At 61.6% G+C, this 21,983-nt stretch carries 31 protein-coding genes; 29 read left to right on the top strand and 2 right to left on the bottom strand.

Annotated elements, in window-relative coordinates; genetic code table 11:
- Positions 1-2: 2 nt before the first annotated feature.
- The 23 genes from rplV to EOA78_RS15340 all read left to right on the top strand — a co-directional run bounded on the left by rplV (position 3) and on the right by EOA78_RS15340 (position 14,539).
- Positions 3-392 carry a 50S ribosomal protein L22 gene (rplV, locus tag EOA78_RS15450; RefSeq protein ID WP_006205462.1) on the top strand — a complete coding sequence of 130 codons (390 nt, stop codon included), beginning with the start codon at positions 3-5 and terminating at the stop codon, positions 390-392.
- Entirely contained in the window at positions 392-1,117 is a 726-nt protein-coding gene (gene rpsC, locus EOA78_RS15445) for a 30S ribosomal protein S3 (RefSeq protein WP_029352216.1), read from the top strand. Before rplV ends, rpsC begins: the two co-directional genes overlap by 1 nt.
- Positions 1,118-1,144: 27 nt before the next feature.
- Positions 1,145-1,558 (top strand): 50S ribosomal protein L16, encoded by a 414-nt coding sequence (gene rplP, locus EOA78_RS15440; RefSeq protein ID WP_127315880.1) that lies wholly within the window; start codon positions 1,145-1,147, stop codon positions 1,556-1,558.
- Positions 1,559-1,571: 13 nt separating this feature from the next.
- Entirely contained in the window at positions 1,572-1,772 is a 201-nt protein-coding gene (gene rpmC / locus EOA78_RS15435) for a 50S ribosomal protein L29 (protein WP_023799289.1), read from the top strand.
- An 11-nt stretch (positions 1,773-1,783) separates the two neighbouring features.
- Positions 1,784-2,023, top strand: coding sequence for a 30S ribosomal protein S17 (rpsQ, locus tag EOA78_RS15430; protein ID WP_023799288.1), 240 nt, complete (start codon positions 1,784-1,786; stop codon positions 2,021-2,023).
- Between the two features lie 82 nt (positions 2,024-2,105).
- Positions 2,106-2,474 carry a 50S ribosomal protein L14 gene (rplN, locus tag EOA78_RS15425; protein ID WP_006205457.1) on the top strand — a complete coding sequence of 123 codons (369 nt, stop codon included), beginning with the start codon at positions 2,106-2,108 and terminating at the stop codon, positions 2,472-2,474.
- A 12-nt stretch (positions 2,475-2,486) separates the two neighbouring features.
- The gene (gene rplX / locus EOA78_RS15420; RefSeq protein ID WP_013531428.1) at positions 2,487-2,801 is read left to right on the top strand and encodes a 50S ribosomal protein L24; all 315 of its coding nucleotides are present in this window, start codon (positions 2,487-2,489) and stop codon (positions 2,799-2,801) included.
- Positions 2,794-3,372 (top strand): 50S ribosomal protein L5, encoded by a 579-nt coding sequence (gene rplE / locus EOA78_RS15415; RefSeq protein ID WP_127315879.1) that lies wholly within the window; start codon positions 2,794-2,796, stop codon positions 3,370-3,372. Before rplX ends, rplE begins: the two co-directional genes overlap by 8 nt.
- Before the next feature lie 27 nt (positions 3,373-3,399).
- Positions 3,400-3,705 (top strand): 30S ribosomal protein S14, encoded by a 306-nt coding sequence (gene rpsN, locus EOA78_RS15410; protein WP_029352223.1) that lies wholly within the window; start codon positions 3,400-3,402, stop codon positions 3,703-3,705.
- Positions 3,706-3,717: 12 nt separating this feature from the next.
- Positions 3,718-4,116: a 30S ribosomal protein S8 gene (gene rpsH / locus EOA78_RS15405; protein WP_006205453.1), complete on the top strand. Its 399-nt coding sequence runs from the start codon at positions 3,718-3,720 to the stop codon at positions 4,114-4,116.
- Between the two features lie 92 nt (positions 4,117-4,208).
- Positions 4,209-4,742 (top strand): 50S ribosomal protein L6, encoded by a 534-nt coding sequence (gene rplF, locus EOA78_RS15400; RefSeq protein WP_023799285.1) that lies wholly within the window; start codon positions 4,209-4,211, stop codon positions 4,740-4,742.
- 85 nt (positions 4,743-4,827) lie between these two features.
- Complete coding sequence (gene rplR / locus EOA78_RS15395; protein ID WP_029352225.1) at positions 4,828-5,187, top strand: 50S ribosomal protein L18; 360 nt, start codon at positions 4,828-4,830, stop codon at positions 5,185-5,187.
- A gap of 154 nt (positions 5,188-5,341) precedes the next feature.
- A complete protein-coding gene (gene rpsE, locus EOA78_RS15390; RefSeq protein ID WP_006333394.1) occupies positions 5,342-5,905 on the top strand; it encodes a 30S ribosomal protein S5 in 564 nt (187 codons plus the stop codon).
- Positions 5,906-5,930: 25 nt separating this feature from the next.
- Positions 5,931-6,128 carry a 50S ribosomal protein L30 gene (gene rpmD / locus EOA78_RS15385; RefSeq protein ID WP_127315878.1) on the top strand — a complete coding sequence of 66 codons (198 nt, stop codon included), beginning with the start codon at positions 5,931-5,933 and terminating at the stop codon, positions 6,126-6,128.
- A gap of 22 nt (positions 6,129-6,150) precedes the next feature.
- Positions 6,151-6,624 carry a 50S ribosomal protein L15 gene (gene rplO / locus EOA78_RS15380; protein ID WP_127315877.1) on the top strand — a complete coding sequence of 158 codons (474 nt, stop codon included), beginning with the start codon at positions 6,151-6,153 and terminating at the stop codon, positions 6,622-6,624.
- Between the two features lie 191 nt (positions 6,625-6,815).
- Positions 6,816-8,156 (top strand): preprotein translocase subunit SecY, encoded by a 1,341-nt coding sequence (gene secY, locus EOA78_RS15375; RefSeq protein ID WP_127315876.1) that lies wholly within the window; start codon positions 6,816-6,818, stop codon positions 8,154-8,156.
- The gene (locus tag EOA78_RS15370) at positions 8,153-8,761 is read left to right on the top strand and encodes an adenylate kinase (protein WP_127315875.1); all 609 of its coding nucleotides are present in this window, start codon (positions 8,153-8,155) and stop codon (positions 8,759-8,761) included. The genes secY and EOA78_RS15370 overlap by 4 nt, the downstream gene beginning before the upstream one ends.
- A 191-nt stretch (positions 8,762-8,952) precedes the next feature.
- Positions 8,953-9,321: a 30S ribosomal protein S13 gene (gene rpsM / locus EOA78_RS15365; protein WP_029352234.1), complete on the top strand. Its 369-nt coding sequence runs from the start codon at positions 8,953-8,955 to the stop codon at positions 9,319-9,321.
- Positions 9,322-9,467: 146 nt separating this feature from the next.
- Positions 9,468-9,857, top strand: coding sequence for a 30S ribosomal protein S11 (gene rpsK, locus EOA78_RS15360; RefSeq protein WP_023799279.1), 390 nt, complete (start codon positions 9,468-9,470; stop codon positions 9,855-9,857).
- Between the two features lie 101 nt (positions 9,858-9,958).
- On the top strand, positions 9,959-10,969 hold the full coding sequence (locus tag EOA78_RS15355) for a DNA-directed RNA polymerase subunit alpha (protein WP_023799278.1): 1,011 nt from the start codon (positions 9,959-9,961) through the stop codon (positions 10,967-10,969).
- A 96-nt stretch (positions 10,970-11,065) separates the two neighbouring features.
- On the top strand, positions 11,066-11,497 hold the full coding sequence (rplQ, locus tag EOA78_RS15350) for a 50S ribosomal protein L17 (RefSeq protein WP_023799277.1): 432 nt from the start codon (positions 11,066-11,068) through the stop codon (positions 11,495-11,497).
- Positions 11,498-11,689: 192 nt separating this feature from the next.
- A complete protein-coding gene (locus tag EOA78_RS15345) occupies positions 11,690-13,177 on the top strand; it encodes a DegQ family serine endoprotease (RefSeq protein WP_127315874.1) in 1,488 nt (495 codons plus the stop codon).
- A gap of 51 nt (positions 13,178-13,228) precedes the next feature.
- Positions 13,229-14,539, top strand: coding sequence for a replication-associated recombination protein A (locus EOA78_RS15340; RefSeq protein WP_127315873.1), 1,311 nt, complete (start codon positions 13,229-13,231; stop codon positions 14,537-14,539).
- 7 nt (positions 14,540-14,546) lie between these two features.
- Here EOA78_RS15340 and EOA78_RS15335 read toward each other — a convergent pair whose 3' ends face one another.
- The gene (locus EOA78_RS15335) at positions 14,547-14,945 is read right to left on the bottom strand and encodes a cupin domain-containing protein (RefSeq protein WP_164783778.1); all 399 of its coding nucleotides are present in this window, start codon (positions 14,943-14,945) and stop codon (positions 14,547-14,549) included.
- An 89-nt stretch (positions 14,946-15,034) separates the two neighbouring features.
- Between EOA78_RS15335 and EOA78_RS15330 the strand changes: the two genes are divergently transcribed.
- The 6 genes from EOA78_RS15330 (at position 15,035) to EOA78_RS15305 (ending at position 21,506) form a co-directional block, all read left to right on the top strand.
- Positions 15,035-15,952 carry a LysR family transcriptional regulator gene (locus EOA78_RS15330; protein WP_127315871.1) on the top strand — a complete coding sequence of 306 codons (918 nt, stop codon included), beginning with the start codon at positions 15,035-15,037 and terminating at the stop codon, positions 15,950-15,952.
- A 179-nt stretch (positions 15,953-16,131) separates the two neighbouring features.
- Complete coding sequence (gene crcB, locus EOA78_RS15325) at positions 16,132-16,509, top strand: fluoride efflux transporter CrcB (protein ID WP_127315870.1); 378 nt, start codon at positions 16,132-16,134, stop codon at positions 16,507-16,509.
- Between the two features lie 133 nt (positions 16,510-16,642).
- On the top strand, positions 16,643-17,623 hold the full coding sequence (locus tag EOA78_RS15320; RefSeq protein WP_127315869.1) for an RluA family pseudouridine synthase: 981 nt from the start codon (positions 16,643-16,645) through the stop codon (positions 17,621-17,623).
- A 50-nt stretch (positions 17,624-17,673) separates the two neighbouring features.
- On the top strand, positions 17,674-18,549 hold the full coding sequence (locus EOA78_RS15315) for a DMT family transporter (protein WP_164783780.1): 876 nt from the start codon (positions 17,674-17,676) through the stop codon (positions 18,547-18,549).
- 11 nt (positions 18,550-18,560) lie between these two features.
- Positions 18,561-19,352: an ATP12 family chaperone protein gene (locus EOA78_RS15310; protein ID WP_127315867.1), complete on the top strand. Its 792-nt coding sequence runs from the start codon at positions 18,561-18,563 to the stop codon at positions 19,350-19,352.
- A gap of 264 nt (positions 19,353-19,616) precedes the next feature.
- Positions 19,617-21,506, top strand: coding sequence for an MFS transporter (locus tag EOA78_RS15305; protein ID WP_127315866.1), 1,890 nt, complete (start codon positions 19,617-19,619; stop codon positions 21,504-21,506).
- Between the two features lie 86 nt (positions 21,507-21,592).
- Here the strand turns inward: EOA78_RS15305 and EOA78_RS15300 are convergent, their stop codons facing one another.
- Positions 21,593-21,787 (bottom strand): DUF2735 domain-containing protein, encoded by a 195-nt coding sequence (locus EOA78_RS15300; RefSeq protein ID WP_127315865.1) that lies wholly within the window; start codon positions 21,785-21,787, stop codon positions 21,593-21,595.
- Positions 21,788-21,983: the final 196 nt, after the last annotated feature.

Below are 21,983 nucleotides of genomic sequence, written 5' to 3'. Positions count from 1 at the left end.
TCATGGGCAAGGCCAAAGCTCCGCGCAGGCTTGCTGATAACGAAGCGCGCGCCGTGTTGCGCACGATCCGTATCAGCCCGCAGAAGCTGAACCTGGTTGCCGCGCTGATCCGCGGCAAGAAGGTCGCGACAGCGCTTTCCGATCTCGAATTCTCGGCCAAGCGGATTTCCGGCACGGTCAAGAAGACGCTGGAATCGGCGATCGCCAACGCGGAAAACAACCACGACCTCGACGTCGATGCGCTGATCGTGGCGGAAGCCTATGTCGGCAAGTCGATCGTCATGAAGCGGTTCCATGCCCGTGGCCGTGGTCGCGCCAGCCGTATCGAGAAGCCGTTCTCGCACCTCACGATCGTCGTTCGTGAAGTCGAAGAAAAAGGGGAGGCCGCATAATGGGCCAGAAAATCAATCCGATCGGTCTGCGTCTCGGCATCAACCGTACCTGGGATTCGCGTTGGTTCGCCAACACCGGCGAGTACGGCCAGCTGCTGCATGAGGACATCAAGATCCGCAAGTACCTTGAGAAGGAACTCAAGCAGGCTGCGATTTCGAAGGTTGTGATCGAGCGTCCGCACAAGAAGTGCCGCGTCACCATCCATGCGGCGCGTCCGGGCCTGATCATCGGCAAGAAGGGCGCCGACATCGAGAAGCTTCGCAAGAAGCTGATGGAGATGACGAAGTCCGAGACGCATTTGAACATCGTCGAAGTGCGTAAGCCCGAGATCGATGCCACGCTGGTCGCCCAGTCAATCGCCCAGCAGCTCGAGCGCCGCATCGCGTTCCGCCGCGCCATGAAGCGCGCCGTGCAGTCGGCGATGCGCCTCGGTGCCGAAGGCATCCGCATCAACTGCGCCGGCCGTCTCGGCGGCGCCGAGATCGCGCGCATGGAATGGTACCGCGAAGGTCGCGTGCCGCTGCATACGCTGCGCGCCGACGTCGACTACGGCACGGCCGAAGCACACACCGCCTACGGCATCTGCGGCGTCAAGGTCTGGGTGTTCAAGGGCGAAATCCTCGAGCACGATCCGATGGCTTCGGAGCGCCGCGCCACCGAGGGCGATCATGCGCATGGCGGTGGTGGTGAGCGCGAACGCGGTCGCCGTCGCGAAAACGCCTGAGACAGTTGAGAATTTGGAGTTAGAACGATGCTGCAGCCAAAGCGCACAAAGTTCCGCAAGCAGTTCAAGGGCCGTATCCATGGTGCCGCCAAGGGTGGCACCAATCTGGATTTCGGTGGTTTCGGGCTGAAGGCGCTTGAGCCGAACCGCGTCACCGCGCGCGAGATCGAGGCGGCTCGCCGCGCGATCACCCGCGAGATGAAGCGCGCCGGCCGCGTCTGGATCCGTGTCTTCCCGGACGTGCCGGTGACGTCGAAGCCGACCGAAGTCCGCATGGGCAAGGGCAAGGGCGCGGTCGATTACTGGGCGGCGCGCGTCAAGCCCGGCCGCATCATGTTCGAGATCGACGGCGTCAATGAGGAAACCGCCCGTGAGGCGCTGCGTCTCGGCGCGGCCAAGCTCTCGGTCAGGACGCGCTTCGTTCAGCGCATCGCAGAATAAGGACGGGCTGATCATGAAAGCCGAAGACATCCGGACCAAGACCCAGGACCAGCTGACCGACGAATTGGCCAGCCTGAAGAAGGAGCAGTTCAACCTGCGCTTCCAGAAGGCCACCGGCCAGCTCGAGAAGACCGCGCGCGTGAGGCAGGTCCGCAAGGACATTGCGCGTATCAAGACCATCGCTGCGGAAAAGTCCGCGGCTAAGAAGGCTTAAGGACGAAAACCATGCCAAAGCGCATTCTGCAGGGCACCGTCGTCAGCGACAAAAACGAGAAGACGGTTGTCGTCAAGGTCGAACGGCGCTTCACGCATCCCGTGATGAAGAAGACCGTGCGCATGACCAAGAAATACAAGGCGCACGACGAGAACAACGCCCACAAGGTTGGCGATCAGGTGTTCATCCAGGAATCGAAGCCGATTTCCAAGGACAAGCGCTGGACCGTCGTGTCTTCGGACCAGGCCTGATCAGGGCAAACGAAACGAATTTTGGACAGACCGGGGAAGGGTGAAGAACCCGTCCCGTTAGAAGAGAAGAAGGCGGCCAGTCATGATTCAGATGCAAACAAACCTCGACGTCGCGGATAATTCCGGCGCCCGTCGTGTCATGTGCATCAAGGTGCTGGGCGGCTCGAAGCGGAAATACGCTTCCGTGGGCGACATCATCGTGGTGTCGATCAAGGAAGCCATCCCGCGCGGCCGCGTCAAGAAGGGCGATGTGATGAAGGCGGTCGTGGTTCGCACGGCCAAGGACATCCGCCGCCCGGACGGCAGCGTGATCCGTTTCGACAAGAACGCGGCCGTTCTCGTCGACAACAAGAAAGAGCCGATCGGCACGCGTATCTTTGGACCGGTTCCGCGCGAACTCCGCGCCAAGAACCACATGAAGATCATCTCGCTCGCGCCTGAAGTGCTGTAAGGAGCCGGACCAATGCAGAAGATTAGAAAAGGCGACAAGGTCGTCGTGCTGGCCGGCAAGGACAAGGGCCGTTCGGGCGAAGTCCTCTCGGTGCAGCCGAAGGAAGACACCGCGCTGGTGCGCGGCGTCAACATGATCCGTCGTCACCAGAAGCAGTCCCAGTCCCAAGAGGGCGGGATCATCACCAAGGAAGCGCCGATCCAGCTGTCGAACATCGCGCTGGCCGACCCCAAGGATGGCAAGCCGACCCGTGTCGGTTTCATCTTCCAGAAGGACGGCAAGAAGGTGCGCGTCGCCAAGCGCTCGGGAGAAGTCATCAATGGCTAAGGCTCAAACCAAGCAGGCGACTGCCCAGAACACGCCGCGCCTCAAGCAGGTCTACAACGAGACCATTCGCAAGGCTCTGCAGGAGCAGTTCGGTTACGAAAACGAGATGCAGGTTCCGCGCATCGACAAGATCGTGCTGAACATGGGCGTCGGCGAAGCGACCGGCGATTCGAAGAAGCCTTCGATCGCGGCGGAAGATCTTGCTCTGATCGCCGGCCAGAAGGCCGTCGTCACCCATGCGCGCAACTCGATTGCCGGCTTCAAGGTCCGCGAAAAGATGCCGATCGGCGCCAAGGTCACGCTGCGCAAGGAACGCATGTATGAGTTCCTCGACCGTCTCGTGAACATCGCGCTGCCGCGCGTCCGCGACTTCCGCGGGCTCAATCCGAAGAGCTTCGATGGCCGTGGCAACTATGCCATGGGCATCAAGGAACACATCGTGTTCCCGGAGATCAATTACGACAAGGTTGATCAGATCTGGGGCATGGACGTCATCGTTTGTACGACTGCGAGGACGGACGACGAAGCCAGGGCATTGCTCAAGGCCTTCAACTTCCCCTTCCGCCAGTAACGGCAGCGAGAAAAGGAAAAATCTGAAATGGCAAAGACCAGCTCAGTCGAGAAGAACAACAGGCGCCGCAAGCTTGTGGACCAGTACGCTGCCAAGCGTAAGGCCCTCAAGGCGATCATCATGGATCAGTCCAAGCCGATGGAAGAGCGCTTCCGCGCCCAGCTGAAGCTTGCGGCACTGCCGCGCAACTCGGCCAAGATCCGCATCCGCAACCGCTGCGAAGTCACCGGCCGTCCGCGTGCCTACTATCGCAAGCTCAAAGTATCGCGCATCGCGCTTCGTGATCTCGGCAATAACGGCCAGATCCCGGGCCTGGTCAAGTCGAGCTGGTAAGGAGGACATAACATGTCATTGAGCGATCCTCTCGGCGATATGCTGACCCGCATCCGCAACGCCTATGGCCGCAAGAAGTCGAGCGTTTCGACGCCGGCCTCGCGCCTGCGTACCCGCGTCCTCGACGTGCTGAAGGCGGAAGGTTATATCCGCGACTATAGCCAGACCGACTTCGACAACGGCAAGTCCGAAATCGAGATCGAACTGAAGTATTTCGACGGCGCGCCGGTCGTGCGCGAAATCGCCCGCGTCTCCAAGCCGGGCCGTCGCGTCTACGTTTCGGCGAAGTCGATCCCGCACGTCGCCAACGGCCTCGGCATCGCCATCCTTTCGACACCGAAGGGCGTGATGGCCGACCACGAAGCGCGTGAACAGAATGTCGGCGGGGAAATCCTCTGCCAGATCTTCTGATCTGGAGCGCGATCCCGAACCGTGGAATCCGGTTTTCGGACATATGTTCGAAAACAGAGACCTGAAACAAGAGAAGTGACGAGGACAACAAAATGTCTCGTATTGGAAAGAAACCCGTTTCGCTGCCGCAGGGCGTGACCGCGACCGTCGACGGCCAGACCGTCACGGCGAAGGGCCCCAAGGGTGAGCTGAAGTTCGTGGTGAACGACGAAGTGCTGGTCAAAATGGAAGGCAGCGAGATCGCTGTCCAGCCACGCGACCAGACCAAGACCGCCCGCTCCAAATGGGGCATGTCGCGCACGCAGATCGTCAACATCCTGCAGGGCGTCAAGGACGGTTTCGAAAAGAAGCTCGAGATCACCGGCGTCGGCTATCGCGCCGCCATGCAGGGCAAGAACCTGCAGCTGGCGCTAGGGTTCAGCCATGACGTCGTCTACGAAACGCCCCAGGACATCACGATCACCGTGCCGAAGCCGACGGAAATCACTGTGACCGGCATCGACAAGCAGAAGGTCGGTCAGGTTGCTGCCGAGATCCGCGAATATCGCGGTCCCGAGCCCTACAAGGGAAAGGGCGTTCGTTACGCTGGCGAGAAGATCGTCCGCAAGGAAGGCAAGAAGAAGTAATTTTAACGCCGCGGGGAGCGGTCGCGGGAGGCTAGTCCTACCGCACAGGGTTGCCCCCGTTTTTTGAAGGCAAGGAACTGATATCATGGGCTCGAAAGAATCCACACAACGCCGCGCTCAGCGCGTCCGCCGCCAGATCAAGAAGGTCGCGGGCGAGCGTCCGCGGCTGTCGGTCCACCGCACGTCGAAGAACATCTACGTGCAGGTGATCGACGACGCCAAGGGCCACACCATCGCTGCCGCCTCGACGCTGGAGAAGGACCTCAAGGGTTCGCTCAAGACCGGTGCCGACACTGCCGCCGCAGTGGCAATCGGCAAGCTGATTGCCGAGCGCGCTTCGAAGGCCGGCGTCAAGGAAGTCGTCTTCGACCGCGGACCGTACATCTATCACGGCCGCGTCAAGGCGCTGGCCGAGGCCGCCCGTGAAGGCGGCTTGAGCTTCTAAAGCATGATCCCGAACCGGAGGTCAGCGCAGCAAAAAGTTGCAGACTTTTCGGATAAGATCATGCGAAGGAAAAAATGAGTTTCGCCCCGGCAACCCACAGAGGTGCCGGATATCATCATCAACCGTGCTTCCGGAAAAAAACAAGGAACAGGATATGGCACAGGAACGTAGGGATGGCGGCCGCGGCCGTGATCGCGAAGAGCGCGACGACGGCATGGTGGACAAGCTCGTCCACATCAACCGCGTCGCCAAGGTCGTCAAGGGCGGCCGGCGCTTCGGTTTTGCAGCACTCGTCGTCGTCGGCGACCAGAAGGGCCGCGTCGGCTTCGGTCACGGCAAGGCGCGCGAAGTGCCTGAGGCGATCCGCAAGGCGACCGAATCGGCCAAGCGCGACATGATTTTCGTGCCGCTGCGTTCGGGCCGTACGCTGCACCACGACGTCGAGGGACGCTGGGGTGCCGGTCGCGTTCTGCTGCGCGCTGCCAAGCAGGGTACCGGCATAATCGCCGGCGGCCCGATGCGCGCCGTCTTCGAGACGCTCGGCATGCATGACGTGGTCGCCAAGTCGATGGGTTCGTCGAACCCGTACAACATGGTTCGCGCCACCTTCGACGCGCTGAAGAGCCAGATGCATCCCAAGGATGTGGCTGCTGCGCGCGGCATCAAGTATTCGACCCTTCAGGCACGCCGCGGCACCGCCGTCGCGGCCGAAGAATAGTCGACGCTGACCAGGGATTTTGACCATGGCCAAGAAAGCAACGAAGACCATCACCGTCGAGCAGATCGGTTCGCCGATCCGCCGGCCGAAGGAGCAGCGCGCGACGCTGGTCGGCCTCGGCCTCAACAAGATGCACAAGCAGCGCACGCTGGAGGACACCCCCTCAGTGCGCGGCATGATCGCTGCCGTCCAGCATCTCGTCCGCGTCGTGGACGAGAGCTGAACCAGAGCGCAGGAGAACTCAGATGAAACTCAACGATCTGCGTGACAAGGACGGAGCGACGCATTCCAAGAAGCGTCTCGGCCGCGGTATCGGTTCCGGCTCGGGCAAGACTGCCGGTCGCGGCGTCAAGGGCCAAAAAGCGCGCTCCGGCGTCGCCGTCAACGGCTTCGAGGGTGGCCAGATGCCTCTCTACCGGCGACTGCCGAAGCGTGGCTTCAACAACATGTTCGCAAAGAGCTTTGCCGTCGTGTCGCTGGCTCGCATCCAGGCCGCGCTCGACGCCAAGAAGCTCGACGCCAAGACGATTGTGACGGCAGAAGCGCTGGTCGCGGCCGGCGTTATCCGCCGCGTCAAGGACGGCGTGCGCATCCTCTCGGACGGCGACATCAAGTCGAAGCTCGCCTTCGACGTGGCCGGGGCCTCCAAGGCTGCCATCGAGAAGATCGAAAAGGCCGGCGGTTCGGTGAAGTTGCCGGAAAAGGCAGCCGCCGAGTAACGGCGATTTGAAGCGCGATCGGCAAGAGTGGGACACGTTTCGCTTTCGATTGCGCTTTGATCCGATCAATATGGCGGCCGCGTCAACGCGGCCGCTTGCATGTTTGCAGTCCGGAGCTTATCTCGTGAGCTTCGGTGACACGCGCCGCCTGAGTTGCGGGCCATCGGGCGTGACCAAGCGGAGAATCAGGCATGGCTTCGGCTGCTGAACAACTAGCCTCGAATCTGAATTTCTCGGCCTTCGCCAAGGCGGAGGATCTGAAGAAGCGCATCTGGTTCACCATCGGCGCGCTGCTCGTCTACCGCCTCGGCACCTATATCCCGCTGCCCGGCATCAATCCCGACGCTTTCGCCCAGGCCTTCTCGTCGCAGAGCAAGGGCGTGCTTGGCATGTTCAACATGTTCGCCGGCGGCGCCGTCGAGCGCATGGCGATCTTTGCCCTCGGCATCATGCCCTATATCTCCGCTTCCATCATCATGCAGCTGATGACCTCCGTCATCCCGACTCTGGAGGCGTTGAAGAAGGAAGGCGAACAGGGCCGCAAGGTCATCAACCAGTATACCCGCTACGGCACCGTGCTGTTGGCCCTGGTCCAGGCTTACGGCATTGCGGTCGGACTGGAGGGCGGCAACGGCATCGTCAGCGATCCCGGCATGTTCTTCCGCATCTCGACCGTCATCACGCTGGTCGGCGGCACCATGTTCCTGATGTGGCTCGGCGAGCAGATCACCGCCCGCGGCATTGGCAACGGCATTTCGCTGATCATCTTTTCCGGTATCGTCGCCGGCCTGCCGCAAGCCATCTCCGGTACGCTGGAACTTGGCCGCACCGGCGCGCTGTCGACCGGCCTGATCCTGGCGATCATCGTTCTCGCCGTCGTCGTCATCGCGCTGATCGTGTTCTTCGAGCGCGCCCAGCGGCGCTTGCTGATCCAGTATCCGAAGCGCCAGGTCGGCAACCGCATGTTCCAGGGCGACACCTCGCACCTGCCGCTCAAGCTTAACACGGCTGGCGTCATTCCGCCGATCTTCGCCTCTTCGCTGCTGTTGCTGCCGGCGACGGTCGCCGGCTTCTCGCAGACGACCGACATGCCAGCCTGGGCCAGCACCGTCCTGGCGGCACTCGGCCATGGTCAGCCGCTCTACATGGCGTTCTATGCGGCGATGATCGTGTTTTTCGCCTTCTTCTATACGGCGATCGTCTTCAACCCGAAGGACACCGCCGACCAGCTCAAGAAGCATTCGGGTTTCATTCCGGGCTACCGTCCGGGCGAGCGCACCGCCGATTACATCGACTATGTTCTCACCCGCATCACCGTCGTCGGCGCCATTTATCTGGTGCTGGTGTGTCTGCTGCCCGAGTTCCTGATTTCAGCGACTGGCGTACCATTCTACCTCGGTGGCACATCGCTTCTGATCGTGGTCAGTGTAACGCTCGATACGGTGGCGCAGATTCAGGGTCACCTGATCGCGCACCAGTATGAGGGCCTGATCAAGAAGTCGAAGCTGCGCGGGGGGAAAAAGGCCAGATGAGGTTGATATTGCTTGGACCGCCAGGGGCGGGCAAGGGGACGCAAGCACAAAGACTGGTAGAAAAATACGGCATACCCCAACTCTCCACTGGCGATATGCTGCGCGCTGCTGTCCAAGCCGGCACCGAAGTCGGCAAGCGTGCAAAGGCGGTGATGGACGCCGGCGAACTGGTTTCCGACGCCATTGTCAACGCCATCGTGGCCGAGCGTATCGATCAGGCCGATTGCGCAAAGGGTTTCATCCTTGACGGATACCCGCGAACTTTGGTGCAAGCGGACGCGGTTGAATCGATGCTCTCGGATCGCGGCCTCACTCTCGACGCTGTCATCGAACTTGTCGTCGACGACAAGGCGCTGGTTGGTCGAATCGGCAAGCGCGTCGAAGAGGCCAAGGCCGCGGGTCTGCCTGTGCGCAAGGACGACAATCCGGCGGTGTTCGAAGAGCGCCTGAAGGAGTATTACAAGAAAACGTCGCCGCTGATCGGCTACTATTTTGCCAAGGGCAAGCTCAGAGGTGTCGACGGCATGGCCGACATCGATGCGGTGACGCGACAGATCGAAGTGGTGCTCACCGCTGCCACCCAAGGGGCGGCAAAGGGAAAATAAACGATTACGCTTGACTGGAGCGGTTCGCTGGGGTATGGCGGCCCGTCTTCCTATCAGGCATGAGGCTTGCTTGCCCGCAAGGGCAAGGCAGCCGCTTTGAACTGGAAACTCCCGCATGGGCCGGCCTCCACCGGACGCGGGGCAACTTTGATAGCGCCGGCTTGCCCGGCCCACATGGAGAAGAGAAGAACATGGCTCGTATAGCCGGCGTCAACATTCCGACCAACAAGCGCGTTGTCATTGCGCTCCAGTACATTCACGGCATTGGCAAGAACTTCGCCCAGGAGATCGTCGACAAGGTCGGCATCCCGGCCGAGCGCCGCGTCAACCAGCTGACCGACGCGGAAGTGTTGCAGATCCGCGAGACGATCGACCGCGACTATCAGGTCGAGGGCGATCTGCGCCGCGAAGTGTCGATGAACATCAAGCGGCTCATGGACCTCGGCTGCTATCGCGGCCTGCGTCATCGCCGCTCGCTGCCGGTTCGCGGCCAGCGCACGCATACCAATGCGCGCACCCGCAAGGGCCCGGCCAAGTCGATCGCCGGCAAGAAGAAGTAATTTAGGGGAATAAGGGAGTAGGGGAGTAAGGCAGTAGGGAACAGCCGCGCGTTTCCCTACTGCCTTACTGCCTTATTCCCCTACTCCCTTACGAAGGTGGAGCCGCTGGCATTACGGCGGTGTAGAGATCAACTGAAAGGACCATCATGGCCAAGGAAGCCACACGTGTTCGCCGTCGCGAACGCAAGAATATTTCGTCGGGCGTTGCCCACGTCAACTCGACCTTCAACAACACGATGATCACCATCACCGACGCGCAGGGCAATTCGATTGCCTGGTCGTCGGCGGGAGCCCAGGGCTTCAAGGGGTCTCGCAAGTCGACCCCGTTCGCTGCCCAGATGGCTGCCGAGGACGTTGCCAAGAAGGCCCAGGAACACGGGATGCGCATGCTCGAGGTCGAGGTCTGTGGGCCCGGCTCCGGTCGTGAATCGGCGCTGCGCGCGCTGCAGGCAGCCGGCTTCACCATCACCTCGATCCGTGATGTGACGCCGATCCCGCACAATGGCTGCCGCCCGCGCAAGAAGCGCCGCGTCTAAGAATTACCGAACGCCGCGCGAACGCCCAGCAGCGTTCCTCCACGGCATTCCAGGTCGCCCGCCACGATTGGATGGTGGCGGGTCAACGGAAGGAAAGCATCATGATACAGAAAAATTGGCAGGAACTGATCAAGCCGAACAAGATCGAGTTTTCGTCGAAGAAGAAGACGCTGACCACGCTGGTCGCCGAGCCGCTCGAGCGCGGCTTTGGTCTCACCCTCGGCAATGCGCTACGTCGCGTGCTTCTGTCTTCGCTGCGTGGCGCGGCAGTAACTGCCGTGCAGATCGACGGCGTTCTGCATGAATTCTCGTCCATCGCCGGCGTGCGCGAGGACGTGACCGACATCGTCTTGAACATCAAGGAAATCGCCATCCGCATGGAAGGTGACGGCCCCAAGCGCATGGTCGTGCGCAAGCAGGGACCGGGCGCTGTTCTCGCCGGCGACATCCAGACGGTCGGCGACGTCGAGATCCTCAATCCCGACCACGTCATCTGTACGCTGGACGAGGGCGCTGAAATCCGCATGGAGTTCACCGTCGATACCGGCAAGGGCTACGTTCCGGCCGACCGTAATCGTGCTGAAGACGCGCCGATCGGTCTCATCCCGGTCGACAGCCTCTACTCGCCGGTCAAGAAGGTCTCCTACAAGGTCGAGAACACCCGTGAGGGCCAGGTTCTCGACTATGACAAGCTGACCATGACGATCGACACCGACGGTTCGATCTCCGGCGAGGACGCGGTGGCTTTCGCTGCCCGCATCCTGCAGGACCAGCTTGGCCTGTTCGTCAATTTCGACGAGCCGCAGAAGGAAGTCGCCGCCGAGCAGGTGACCGAGCTTGCCTTCAACCCGGCGCTGCTCAAGAAGGTCGACGAGCTCGAGCTTTCGGTGCGTTCGGCCAACTGCCTGAAGAACGACAACATCGTCTATATCGGCGACCTGATCCAGAAGACCGAAGCCGAGATGCTGCGCACGCCGAACTTCGGCCGCAAGTCGCTGAACGAGATCAAGGAAGTCCTGGCGGCGATGGGCCTGCACCTCGGCATGGAAGTGCCGGATTGGCCGCCGGAAAACATCGAAGACCTCGCCAAGCGTTACGAAGATCAATACTAAGCTTGATCCCGAAAAGTTGCAGACTTTTCGGATAAGATCATGCGGCTAACCAACAGAGGCTGTGGCCTCTTGAACCCGGAATGAAGGAGAAGAGCCATGCGCCACGGATTTAAAGGCCGCCGGTTCGCCCGCAGCATAAGCCATCGCAAGTCAATGTTTGCCAACCTTGCCGTATCGCTCATCGAGCATGAGCAGATACTGACCACATTGCCGAAGGCGAAGGATCTGCGTCCGATCGTCGAAAAGCTGGTGACGCTCGGCAAGCGCGGCGATCTGCATGCCCGCCGCCAGGTGATTGCCCAGATCGGCAATGAAGGCGTCGTCAAGCGCCTGTTCGACACGATCGCGCCGCGCTACGCCACCCGCAATGGCGGCTATCTGCGCATCATGAAGGCGGGCTTCCGCCACGGTGACAATGCCGCCATGGCAGTCATCGAGTTCGTCGATCGCGACACCTCGGCCAAGGGCGCCGGCGACCGCGCCCGCATCGAGGCAGAAGGCACCGACGAGGAAGCCGCAGCCGCATAAGCTTCGGTTTGCGTAAAGAGTTCAAAGGGGCCTGCGGGCCCCTTTTTGTATTCCGGAATGCGGCAGGGAACATTTGCGACCATTTCTTGGCTCAGCTCAGACCTTACCGCTCAAAATAATTCGATTTCATTGCCTTAGCCTTTCATTTTGCACAATCGTCGGGACAATGGCGCCCGACCCGGAGGATTCGGAATGCGCGTAAAACGGCTGTCTCTTGTTCTACTCTGCGCCTTGATGGCGCTGGCAGTCGTGCCGGCGGCCAGGCAGGCGCTGGCTCAGGACACCAAGGCCGATCCAGGCCTGTCCGATGTGCTGACCGACATGCTGCGCGGCGCCGAAGGCGAAAATGCCACCTCCGGTCCAGACAAGCGCGTGCCGTTCGGCCGCGAGGAGGTGCAACTGTCCTTCGCGCCACTGGTCAAGCAGACGGCGCCGGCCGTGGTCAATGTCTATGCTTCGCAAACGGCCAAGTTGAGGTCGCCCTTCGACGGCGATCCGTTCTTCGAAGAGTTCTTCGGCCGTTCGCAGCCGCGTGCGCAGTCCTCGCTCGGCTCCGGCGTTCTGGTCGATCCGACAGGCATAGTGGTCACCAATTTCCACCTCATCAAGGACGCCGATCAGGTCAAGGTCGCCACCGCGGACGGGCGTGAGTTCGACAGCAAGGTGCTGCTCAAGGACGAGACGCTTGACCTTGCCGTGCTCAAGATCTCCGCCGACAAGCCATTTCCGGTGGTCGCCATCGGCGATTCCGACGCGCTCGAGGTTGGCGACCTGTTGTTGGCCATCGGCAACCCCTTCGGCGTCGGCCAGACCACCACCAGCGGCATCGTTTCGGCGCTTGCCCGCAGCCACATCGGCGTTTCCGATTCCAGTTTTTTCATCCAGACCGACGCCGCGATCAATCCCGGCAATTCCGGCGGTGCCCTGATCAACATGGGTGGCCAACTGGTTGGCATCAACACGGCGATCTACAGCCGCAGCGGCGGCTCGATCGGCATCGGCTTTGCTATTCCCTCCAACATGGTTCGCGCGTTTGCCGATGCGGCCAAGGCCGGGCGCGACTTCTTCGAGCGGCCCTATATCGGCGCCGAATTCGAGCGCGTGACGCCGCAAATCGCCGAATCGCTCGGCATGGAGACCTCGACCGGCGCGCTGGTTTCGACCGTCGAAGAAGCAGGGCCGGCGGCCACGGCGGGGCTCAAGCCCGGCGACGTCGTGCTGTCGCTCAACGGCACGCCGGTCGAGAGTATCGAGGCGCTGGATTACCGGATGGCGACGCTGTCGATCGGCACCAATGCCAGCTTCGGCGTCCTCAGCAAAGGCCAGCAAGCGACGATGGAGATTGCGCTGGAGCGCGCGCCGGAAGGTGCAAAACTCGCGGAAGTGACACTGCGCGGTCGCAGCCCGTTTTCCGGCGCCAAGGTTGCGGAACTGTCGCCTCGGCTCGCGCAGCGGCTCGGCATGCGCACGGATGTCAAGGGTGTTACCGTGGTCGACATCAATCGCGGTTCGCCCGCAGCCGGTTTCGGCTTCCAGCCGGGCGACATCGTTCGCGAGGTCAATGGCTTGACCATCGATACCGCCGCGACCCTGGAACAGGCAGCCATGCAAGAGACGCGCTGGTGGCGCTTTACCGTCGAGCGCGGCGGGCAGATACTGCGCCAGGTGTTGCGTTACTGAGCCCGAGCCTCGAACCTTCGGACGAGATCGCGCTCCAACGAAAAGAAGTGCATGGCCGATCTGTTCAGTGTCGATGAACCGGAAAAGGCGCCGCCCGGCAGGCCGCTGGCCGACCGACTGCGCCCGAAGAACCTCGGCGAGGTCGTTGGCCAGGAGCATCTGACCGGGCCTGACGGCGCACTGACGCGGCTGATCGGCTCCGGCTCGCTCGGCTCGATGATCTTCTGGGGGCCGCCCGGGACGGGCAAGACCACGGTCGCGCGGCTGCTTGCCGGCGAAACCAGCCTTGCCTTCCAACAGATATCGGCGGTGTTTTCCGGTGTCGCCGACCTGAAGAAAGTATTCGAGGCGGCAAAGCTGCGCCGCACCAACGGCCGTCAGACGCTGCTCTTCGTCGACGAGATTCATCGCTTCAACCGGGCCCAGCAGGACAGTTTTCTGCCTGTGATGGAAGACGGCACAGTCGTGCTGGTTGGCGCCACCACCGAGAACCCTTCCTTCGAGCTGAACGCGGCGCTTCTATCCCGCGCGCGCGTGCTGGTCTTCCATTCGCTCGGTGAGGACAGCATCGCAAAACTGCTGGTGCGTGCCGAGGAGACCGAGGGCAGGGCGCTGCCGCTCGACGACGAGGCGAGGGCGATGCTCATCCGCATGAGCGATGGCGATGGCCGCGCGGCGCTGACACTGGCCGAAGAGGTCTGGCGCGCCGCGAAGTCAGGCGAAGTCTTCGGCGCCGAGGGCCTGCAGCGCATCGTCCAGCGCCGCGCGCCGATCTACGATAAGGGCCAGGACGGCCACTACAATCTGATATCGGCGCTGCATAAATCGGTGCGCGGCTCCGACCCGGACGCCGCCCTCTATTATCTCGCCCGCATGTTCGACGCCGGCGAGGATCCGCTCTATCTCGGCCGCCGGCTGGTGCGCATGGCGATGGAGGATATCGGACTGGCAGACCCGCAGGCGCTGGTCATCGCCAATGCCGCCAAGGATGCCTACGACTATCTGGGCTCGCCAGAGGGCGAGCTCGCCTTCGCCGAGGCCACCGTCTATCTCGCCAGCGCGCCCAAATCCAACGCCGTCTACACCGCCTTCAAGGCCGCCACTCAGGCGGCGAAGGAGTTCGGCTCGCTGCTGCCGCCCAAACACATCCTCAACGCGCCGACCAAGCTGATGAAAGAAGAAGATTACGGCGCCGGCTACCGTTACGACCACGACGAGCCTGATGCTTTTTCCGGACAGGATTATTTTCCGGAAAAGATGGGCCGCCGCACATTCTATGATCCGCCGGAGCGCGGTTTCGAGCGTGATATCAGGAAACGGCTCGACTATTGGGCGAAGCTGCGCGGCGAGCGGAACAAATAAGCTCGCTTCATTCGGCCGGATCGGCAAAGGGCATGTTTGGATCACTGACATAGAACAGAACCATGCGTGCCGTCTGCCGCGCGTCCAGGTTCCGTCCGGTCATTTTGACCTGCGGCGGTTCGACAAAAATTTCTCCGGCTTTCACCGTGACCGTTTCACGCCCGTCCAGTTCCAGGGTGAAGGTGCCCTCCAGCATGTAGACCGTTACCGGAAAGCGATGCGAATGATAGGGTGTGCAATCGCCGGGCTCGAGCGTGGCCAGAAGCACGCGTATTTCCTGGTCGGACGTTTTGGGCATTGCTGCCGTTGCTTCGCGGTGCAGCACCTGCAGTTTGGCGGCGCCTGTTTCCCGCGCGGACATGGTGACGCCGACCGTGAGGCCGGAGATCGCCGAACCGACTTCCATCGTCTTGTGCATTGCCCGTTCTCCATTTCACCAGAATAAGCTTAGTACCGGCGCGGTGCGGGCGGCAGCAGCAAGGTTGCGGAGCGAGCATGCAAGGATGCATAACATCGGCGATGTTCGACTGGAGCGACCTTCGCTATTTCCTGGCCGTTGCGCGCCATGGCAGCACGCTTGCCGCCTCAAGGGCGCTCGGCGTGAACCAGTCGACGGTACATCGGCGCATTGCCGAGCTTGAGCGGCGCATCGGCGGCCCGCTCATGTTGCGCTACCCCGCCGGTTACCGGTTGACGGAGTTCGGCGAAGCGCTGCTTCCGGCGGCCGAGGCCATCGAGACGTCCGTGATGGCACTCGAACGCCGGATCGTCGCCTATCGCAGCGACTTGGCTGGAACCATTCGGCTGACCGTTCCGGAACCACTCGTTTCACGCATTGTCGGTTCGACGCTGCTCGACATGTTTCATGCGCGCTACCCGGCATTGCGCATCGAATTCGTGATGAGCGACCGCTATCTCGATCTGTCCAAGGGGGAGGCCGACATCGCGCTCAGATCCGGTGAGTCCGACGACGAAATCCTGGTTGGCCGGAAGATCGCCGACTCCATCTGGGCCGTCTATGGCAGTCGCTCCTATGTCCAGCAACACGGCGCTCCGCAACGTATCGAGGATGTTGGCCGTCATGCGATCGTCGGTTTTGACGGCATGCTGATCAATCACCGAGCGGCAAAGTGGCTCGCAGCGATAGCGCCAGGCGCCAATATCGCGGCGCGCAACAACAGCGTGCTGGGTGTCCTGCATGCCGTCAAATCGGGGATCGGCATTGCGCCGCTGCCGACAACGATCGCCGATATGGACGACGATCTGGTCCGAATCCTGCCGCCAGTGCCGGAACTGACAAGGGGCTGGTATCTGCTGACCCACCCAGAGCTTCGGCAAACTCCACGCATCAGCGCATTTTTCGATTTCGTCGTCGAAAAGCTAGACATGGTCCGCCCGATCCTGATGGGATGATGGACGACCTGCTCGACAGGCCTGCGCACGGACCTGCGGCGAAGCGTCCGAGGCGGTTGCGGCCTCCGCTCACACCACTGTGTGCAGGTGGAGCGCATTCGAAGATTTGTGCATCCGCCAACTCCGAGTGCACGCGGCAGGGATTGACCGAGATGGCCCTGTAAGGGCAGTAGACGGCGATGATTAATCTCCTCCTCGTTGCCGCGGGCGGCGCTATTGGTGCGGGGCTGCGCCACGTCGCCAACTTCGTCGCGCTTCGTCTTGTCGGCCCGAATTTTCCTTGGGGCACGATGGCGATCAACATTGTCGGCTCGTTTGCCATGGGTCTGTTCATCACGACCCTGGCGCGGCGCTACGGCGGATCGAACGAGCTTCGGCTGTTCGTTGCCACCGGTATCCTCGGCGGCTTCACCACCTTCTCCGCCTTTTCGCTCGATTTCGCGGCGCTGTGGGAGCGTGGCGCGACGCTGCCGGCGTTCGGATATGCGCTTGCCAGTCTCATTGGCGCGATCATTGCGCTGTTTCTGGGTCTTTGGCTCGCAAGAAGCCTGCCTTAATGCTATTGCCCCCGCTTACATCGCCGCGTGTCCCCTAGGACGCGCAAAGGACGCTGTAGCATTTTGATTTTGCGCATGACCCTTTCCGAAAATCGATTTCAGGTCATGCGCTAAAAACGGGTAAAACGAAACAATGGCAGGCGTAGAACAGATCACGGTGGAGGCTGGCGAGGCGGGCATGCGGCTCGATCGCTGGTTCAAGACCCATTTTCCGGGTCTTGGCTTCGGCCATCTGCAAAAGCTGCTGCGCTCCGGCCAGATCCGTGTCGATGGCGGCAGGGTCAAAGCCGATACCCGCGTCGAGCCGGGCCAGACGGTTCGCATCCCACCGCTCGAAGTGGACAAGAAGGGCGAGAGCCCGCTCACCGGTCACTCGATCCGCAACCAGGGCGATGCCGACGTTCTGGGCAAGATGCTGATCCACGAAGATCCGAAAGTCTTCGTCTTCAACAAGCCGGCGGGCCTCGCCGTTCAGGGTGGCTCGGGCGTCACCCGCAATGTCGACGACATGCTGGAAGCCTGGCGCAACCAGAAGGGCGAGAAACCGCGTCTGGTGCACCGGCTCGACCGCGACACGTCAGGCGTGCTCGTCGTCGCCCGCACCAGGCTCGCCGCCATGAAGCTTGCCGAGGCGTTCCGGGCGCGTGAGACCAAGAAGACCTATTGGGCGCTGGTCAAGGGCGTACCGCCCAAGCGCGAGGACAAGATCTCGACCTGGCTGATCAAGGAGCCGACGCCCGACGGCGACCGCGTGCGCGTCGCCAAGCATGGCGAAAAGGGCGCCGACCATGCGGTGTCTTACTACCGGGTCGTCGAGCAGGCGGCGCAAACCCTGTCCTGGCTGGAGATGGAGCCCTATACCGGCCGCACCCACCAGCTTCGCGTCCATGCCGCTCACATCGGCTGCCCGATCATCGGCGACCCCAAATATTTCGAGGCCGACACTAATTGGGATTTTCCCGGTGGCATGCAGAACCGATTGCATTTGCACGCACGCCGCATCGTCATCCCGCATCCCGACAAGGGTTTTGTCGACGTCACCGCACCGATGCCGCCGCATATGCGCCAGAGCTGGAACCTGATCGGCTTCGACGACGCCAGCGCGGAGGACTAGGTCCAGTGGGTATCGCCACCGATACACTCGACCGCCGCGACAGGGTCGACATGGCGGCCGCCGCCATCATGGTCGGGCTGACCTTTTCCTGGGGGCTGAACTACGTCGCCGCCAAGATCTCCTATGCCGGCTACGATCCTGTTTTCCTGTCGATTGCGCGGTCGGTCATTGGCGGGCTGTGCGTTTTCGTCTGGTGCCGCTGGCGCGGCATTGTGCTTTTTACCCGCGACGGAACGCTTGTCGCCGGCATTCTGGCAGGCGCGCTTTTTGGTCTCGAGTTCCTGTTTCTCTATGTCGGGCTCGAACAGACGACCGTCGCGCGCAACACCTTGCTGGTCAACACCATGCCGTTCTGGGTACTGGTCGGCGGGCATTTCCTGCTGAACGAACGCATCACCGCGCGCCGGCTCGTCGGACTTCTGCTCGCATTCGCCGGATTGGTCGCGGTGTTCTCCGACCAGCTGAGCGCCGATAATGGTGCGACACTGACCGGCGATCTGCTCAGTCTCGGCGCCGGCATTCTCTGGGCCATGACCTACATCGTCATTAAGCGGACGAAATTGGCGGAAACGAGCGCCGAGAAGATGCTGCTCTATCAACTGGCCGGCGCTGCAATGGTCGGCGCCTTGGTGCTGCCTTTCGCCGGGCCCCCCGTCCGCGATTTCGCCGCGTTGCCGACTTTGGCCCTGCTTTTCCAGGCGGTCTACATCGTCGCCTTCACCTATGTGCTCTGGTTTTGGCTGCTGCGGCGCTATCCGGCATCGGGCCTGTCGAGCTTCACCTTCCTGTCGCCGGTGTTCGGCGTGCTGTGCGGCGCCATCTTCTTGAACGAGCCGCTGACCATTCGTATTTTCCTGGCACTCGGCCTCATCGCAGCCGGTCTGATCATTGTGAATCGGCCGGCCCGAAAACAGATCCCCGGATGAAAGGCTCCGGCATGCGCGATATTCTCAACGACCTCGAAGCGGGAAAGCAGCTTTCCGATCCGGATCCGGTACGCCGTGCCCAGATCCAGATGAAGACGCACCTGCCGAAACGCTTCTACGAAGCCGTCTCGGTCGCACCAGCCGAAGCTGGTTTTGCCGTTCATCTCGATGGCAAGCCGGTCCGCACGCCGGGCAAAGCGCTTCTGATCCTGCCGACCGAAAAAGCCGCCGCTCTGGTCGCCGGCGAGTTCGCTGCGCAAGGCGAGACGATCGACCCGATGACGATGCCGGTCATGCGTCTGGTTAATACGGCCATCGACGGCGTCGCCAGCGACCCGCAGGCGGTCTTGGAAGACATCCTGCGCTTTGCCTCGTCCGACCTGCTCTGCTATCGCGCCGACGCCCCGCAGGGGCTCGTCGATCGGCAGAACGAATATTGGGCTCCCGTCATCGATTGGGCGCGGAGCGCGCTCGGCGCCCGGTTTCACCTCGCCGAAGGGGTGATCCATGTCGAGCAGCCGCGCGAGAGCATCGCGGTGCTCGGCGTTCATCTTGCCCAGCGTGCCGACCCGCTCCGGCTTGCCGCCATCCACGTTATGACGTCGCTGACGGGATCGGCGCTGCTGGCGCTGGCCGTCGATTTCGGCGAGATCGACGGCGAGGCAGCCTGGGCCGCCGGCCATATCGACGAGGACTGGCAGGCCGAGCACTGGGGCCATGACGCGGAGGCCGTCGCCCGCCGTGCCCACCGCAAGCGCGACATGATGGCCGCCGTCGGTCTCCTCGAGGCACTCAACGGCTGACGGCAATCGCCGCCCCCTCAATTCGTTTCGCCTTGCCCATCAGAGCGACGTGCGTCCAGTTGGGCGCAATATGCATCGTGCTTTCCGAAGATCGATTCCGATGTTCGGGCCGATGCATTGGACCAAAGTCATAATCCCAAAGGCGGGCTGCCTCTGGGCGGCGCTTTCTGTCACTTCTCGCGGCGATAGCTGCCCGAGTTCGTGTCCAGTGGCATGACACCGCGCAGCATCAGGTACAGCGAGATGTCACGGGAGGACGAATTCATGGCAATGGCAGCGACCGCCGGCAGAGCAAGCCGCGGAATGACCCGGGAAGAGAAGAAAGTCATCTTCGCTTCCTCGCTCGGCACCGTTTTCGAATGGTACGATTTCTATCTCTACGGCGCATTGGCGGCCTCGATCGGCTCAACATTCTTCAACTCGTATCCGGAAGCGACGCGCAACATCTTTACGCTGCTGGTTTTCGCCGCTGGCTTCCTCGTGCGCCCGTTCGGCGCGCTGGTGTTTGGCCGCATCGGCGATCTCGTTGGACGCAAATACACCTTTCTCGTCACCATCATGATCATGGGCCTGTCGACCTTCCTGGTCGGCCTGCTGCCTGGTTCGGCAAGCTGGGGCATTGCAGCGCCAATTATCCTGATTGCGCTGCGCATGCTGCAAGGCTTGGCGCTCGGTGGCGAATATGGTGGTGCGGCGACCTATGTAGCCGAGCATGCGCCCGACGACCGCCGCGGCTTCTATACATCGTGGATCCAGACGACGGCGACGCTCGGCCTGTTCCTGTCGCTGGTCGTCATCCTCATCGTGCAAAATTCGCTGAGCAAGGAGGATTTCGAGGCCTGGGGCTGGCGTGTTCCATTCCTGCTCTCAGCCATTCTGCTCGGCATATCGGTCTGGATTCGCCTGTCGCTTGCCGAATCGCCGACCTTCCAGCGCATGAAGGACGAGGGTAAGGGCTCCAAGGCGCCGCTGACGGAAGCCTTCGGACAGTGGAAGAATGCCAAGATCGCCATTTTGGCGCTTCTCGGCCTTACCGCCGGCCAGGCGGTGGTTTGGTACAATGGCCAATTCTACGCGCTGTTCTTCCTGCAGAACGTGCTCAAGGTCGACGGCCAGTCGGTCAACATCATGATCGCCATCGCGCTGGCGCTCGGCACGATCTTCTTCGTCGTGTTCGGCTGGCTCTCCGACAAGATCGGCCGCAAGCCGATCATCATGGCGGGCCTGGCGCTGGCGATCGTCACCACTTTCCCGCTGTTCAAGGCGCTGACCTGGGCAGCCAATCCGGCGCTCGCCACCGCGCAGCAAAACACCCGTGCCACGATTACCGCTGCGCCTGGCGACTGCAAATTCCAGTTCAATCCGACCGGAACGCGCAAGCCTCTGACGTCGTGCGATATTGCGACGGACTTCCTTGCCAAGAGCTCGGTGCCCTATGACATTGTCACGACAGCGGCAGCGGGGACCGCGGCCAGTGTCAAGATCGGCACCGAAACGGTGACGTCCTATGACGCCGTGGCGGCCGCAGACAAGGCAACTTCAAGCGACGCCGCGTTCAAGAAGGCAATCAACATTGCATTGCGGGACGGCGGCTATCCGCTGAAGCGTGCTGCGGCCAAGGTCGCCGACCAGAGGCTTGACGCCTTCGTCGCGGCCAATCCGGAACTGAAGCTCGACGCTGCCGCAATCCGCGCCGGCGACAAGACGATGGTTGCGGCCGACCAGGCGATCAAGGACAAGCTGCTGACGGCCGAGGAGGCCGCGGCGGGAGCGCCCGAGATTACCGTCTACAACATCCCCGAAGCAGGCGCCTTTGCCATGTTTGCCGACCCTGCACAGGTCAACTGGGCAAAGGTTATCGGCATCCTGTTCATCCTGGTCCTTTACGTGACCATGGTCTACGGACCGATCGCTGCGATTCTGGTCGAGATGTTCCCGACACGCATCCGCTATACCGGCATGTCGTTGCCCTATCACATCGGCAATGGCTGGTTCGGCGGCCTGCTGCCAGCAACGGTGTTCGCGCTCAGCGCCTATAAGGGCGATATTTATTATGGCCTCTGGTATCCGGTGGTGATCGCGGCGATGTCGCTGATCATCGGTATGATCTTCGTCAGGGATACGCTGGGAACGAACTTGCACGCCAAGACCTGATCTTGGCTTGATAGCAAAAATGAAAAGCCCGGCGCGAGTGATCGCGCCGGGCTTTGCAATTCGTCAGAAGCGGTGGGAGGGAAGGGTTAGCTCTTCCTGTCCTGTTTCGCTTCCTCAATGGCCGCTTCGTGATACCAACCGCTTCCGAAATCCGCACGGTTGCGCAATGAAGCAAGTTCTGCCGCGAACTTAGCCTTTCCGCTTAAATTTGAGGCAGAAGCGCGCGCCGCCACCGGGAACATCAGGATTTTGGCCGACTGACGGGTAGGAGTGATTTCCATTGTCGGTCTCCTTTCTTCTGCAGAGCCTTGCCGATTCAATCTTTCCCGAAGATAGGTTCTGCAATCCAGTTAGGCAATATGATTATAAAAAGATCAGCAACTGCCTATTATTTATACAAAATATGCTTTTGATTGATCCGGACGCATTGCGATGACGACGCAACGAATTTGTCGGGATGCGGCGTCAGTTTTGTCG

Source organism: Mesorhizobium sp. M5C.F.Cr.IN.023.01.1.1 (assembly GCF_003997585.1).
Classification (GTDB): Bacteria; Pseudomonadota; Alphaproteobacteria; order Rhizobiales; family Rhizobiaceae; genus Mesorhizobium; species Mesorhizobium wenxiniae.
The sequence above is the reverse complement of the archived record's forward strand: the minus strand, read 5'-3'. Positions and strand labels throughout refer to the sequence as shown.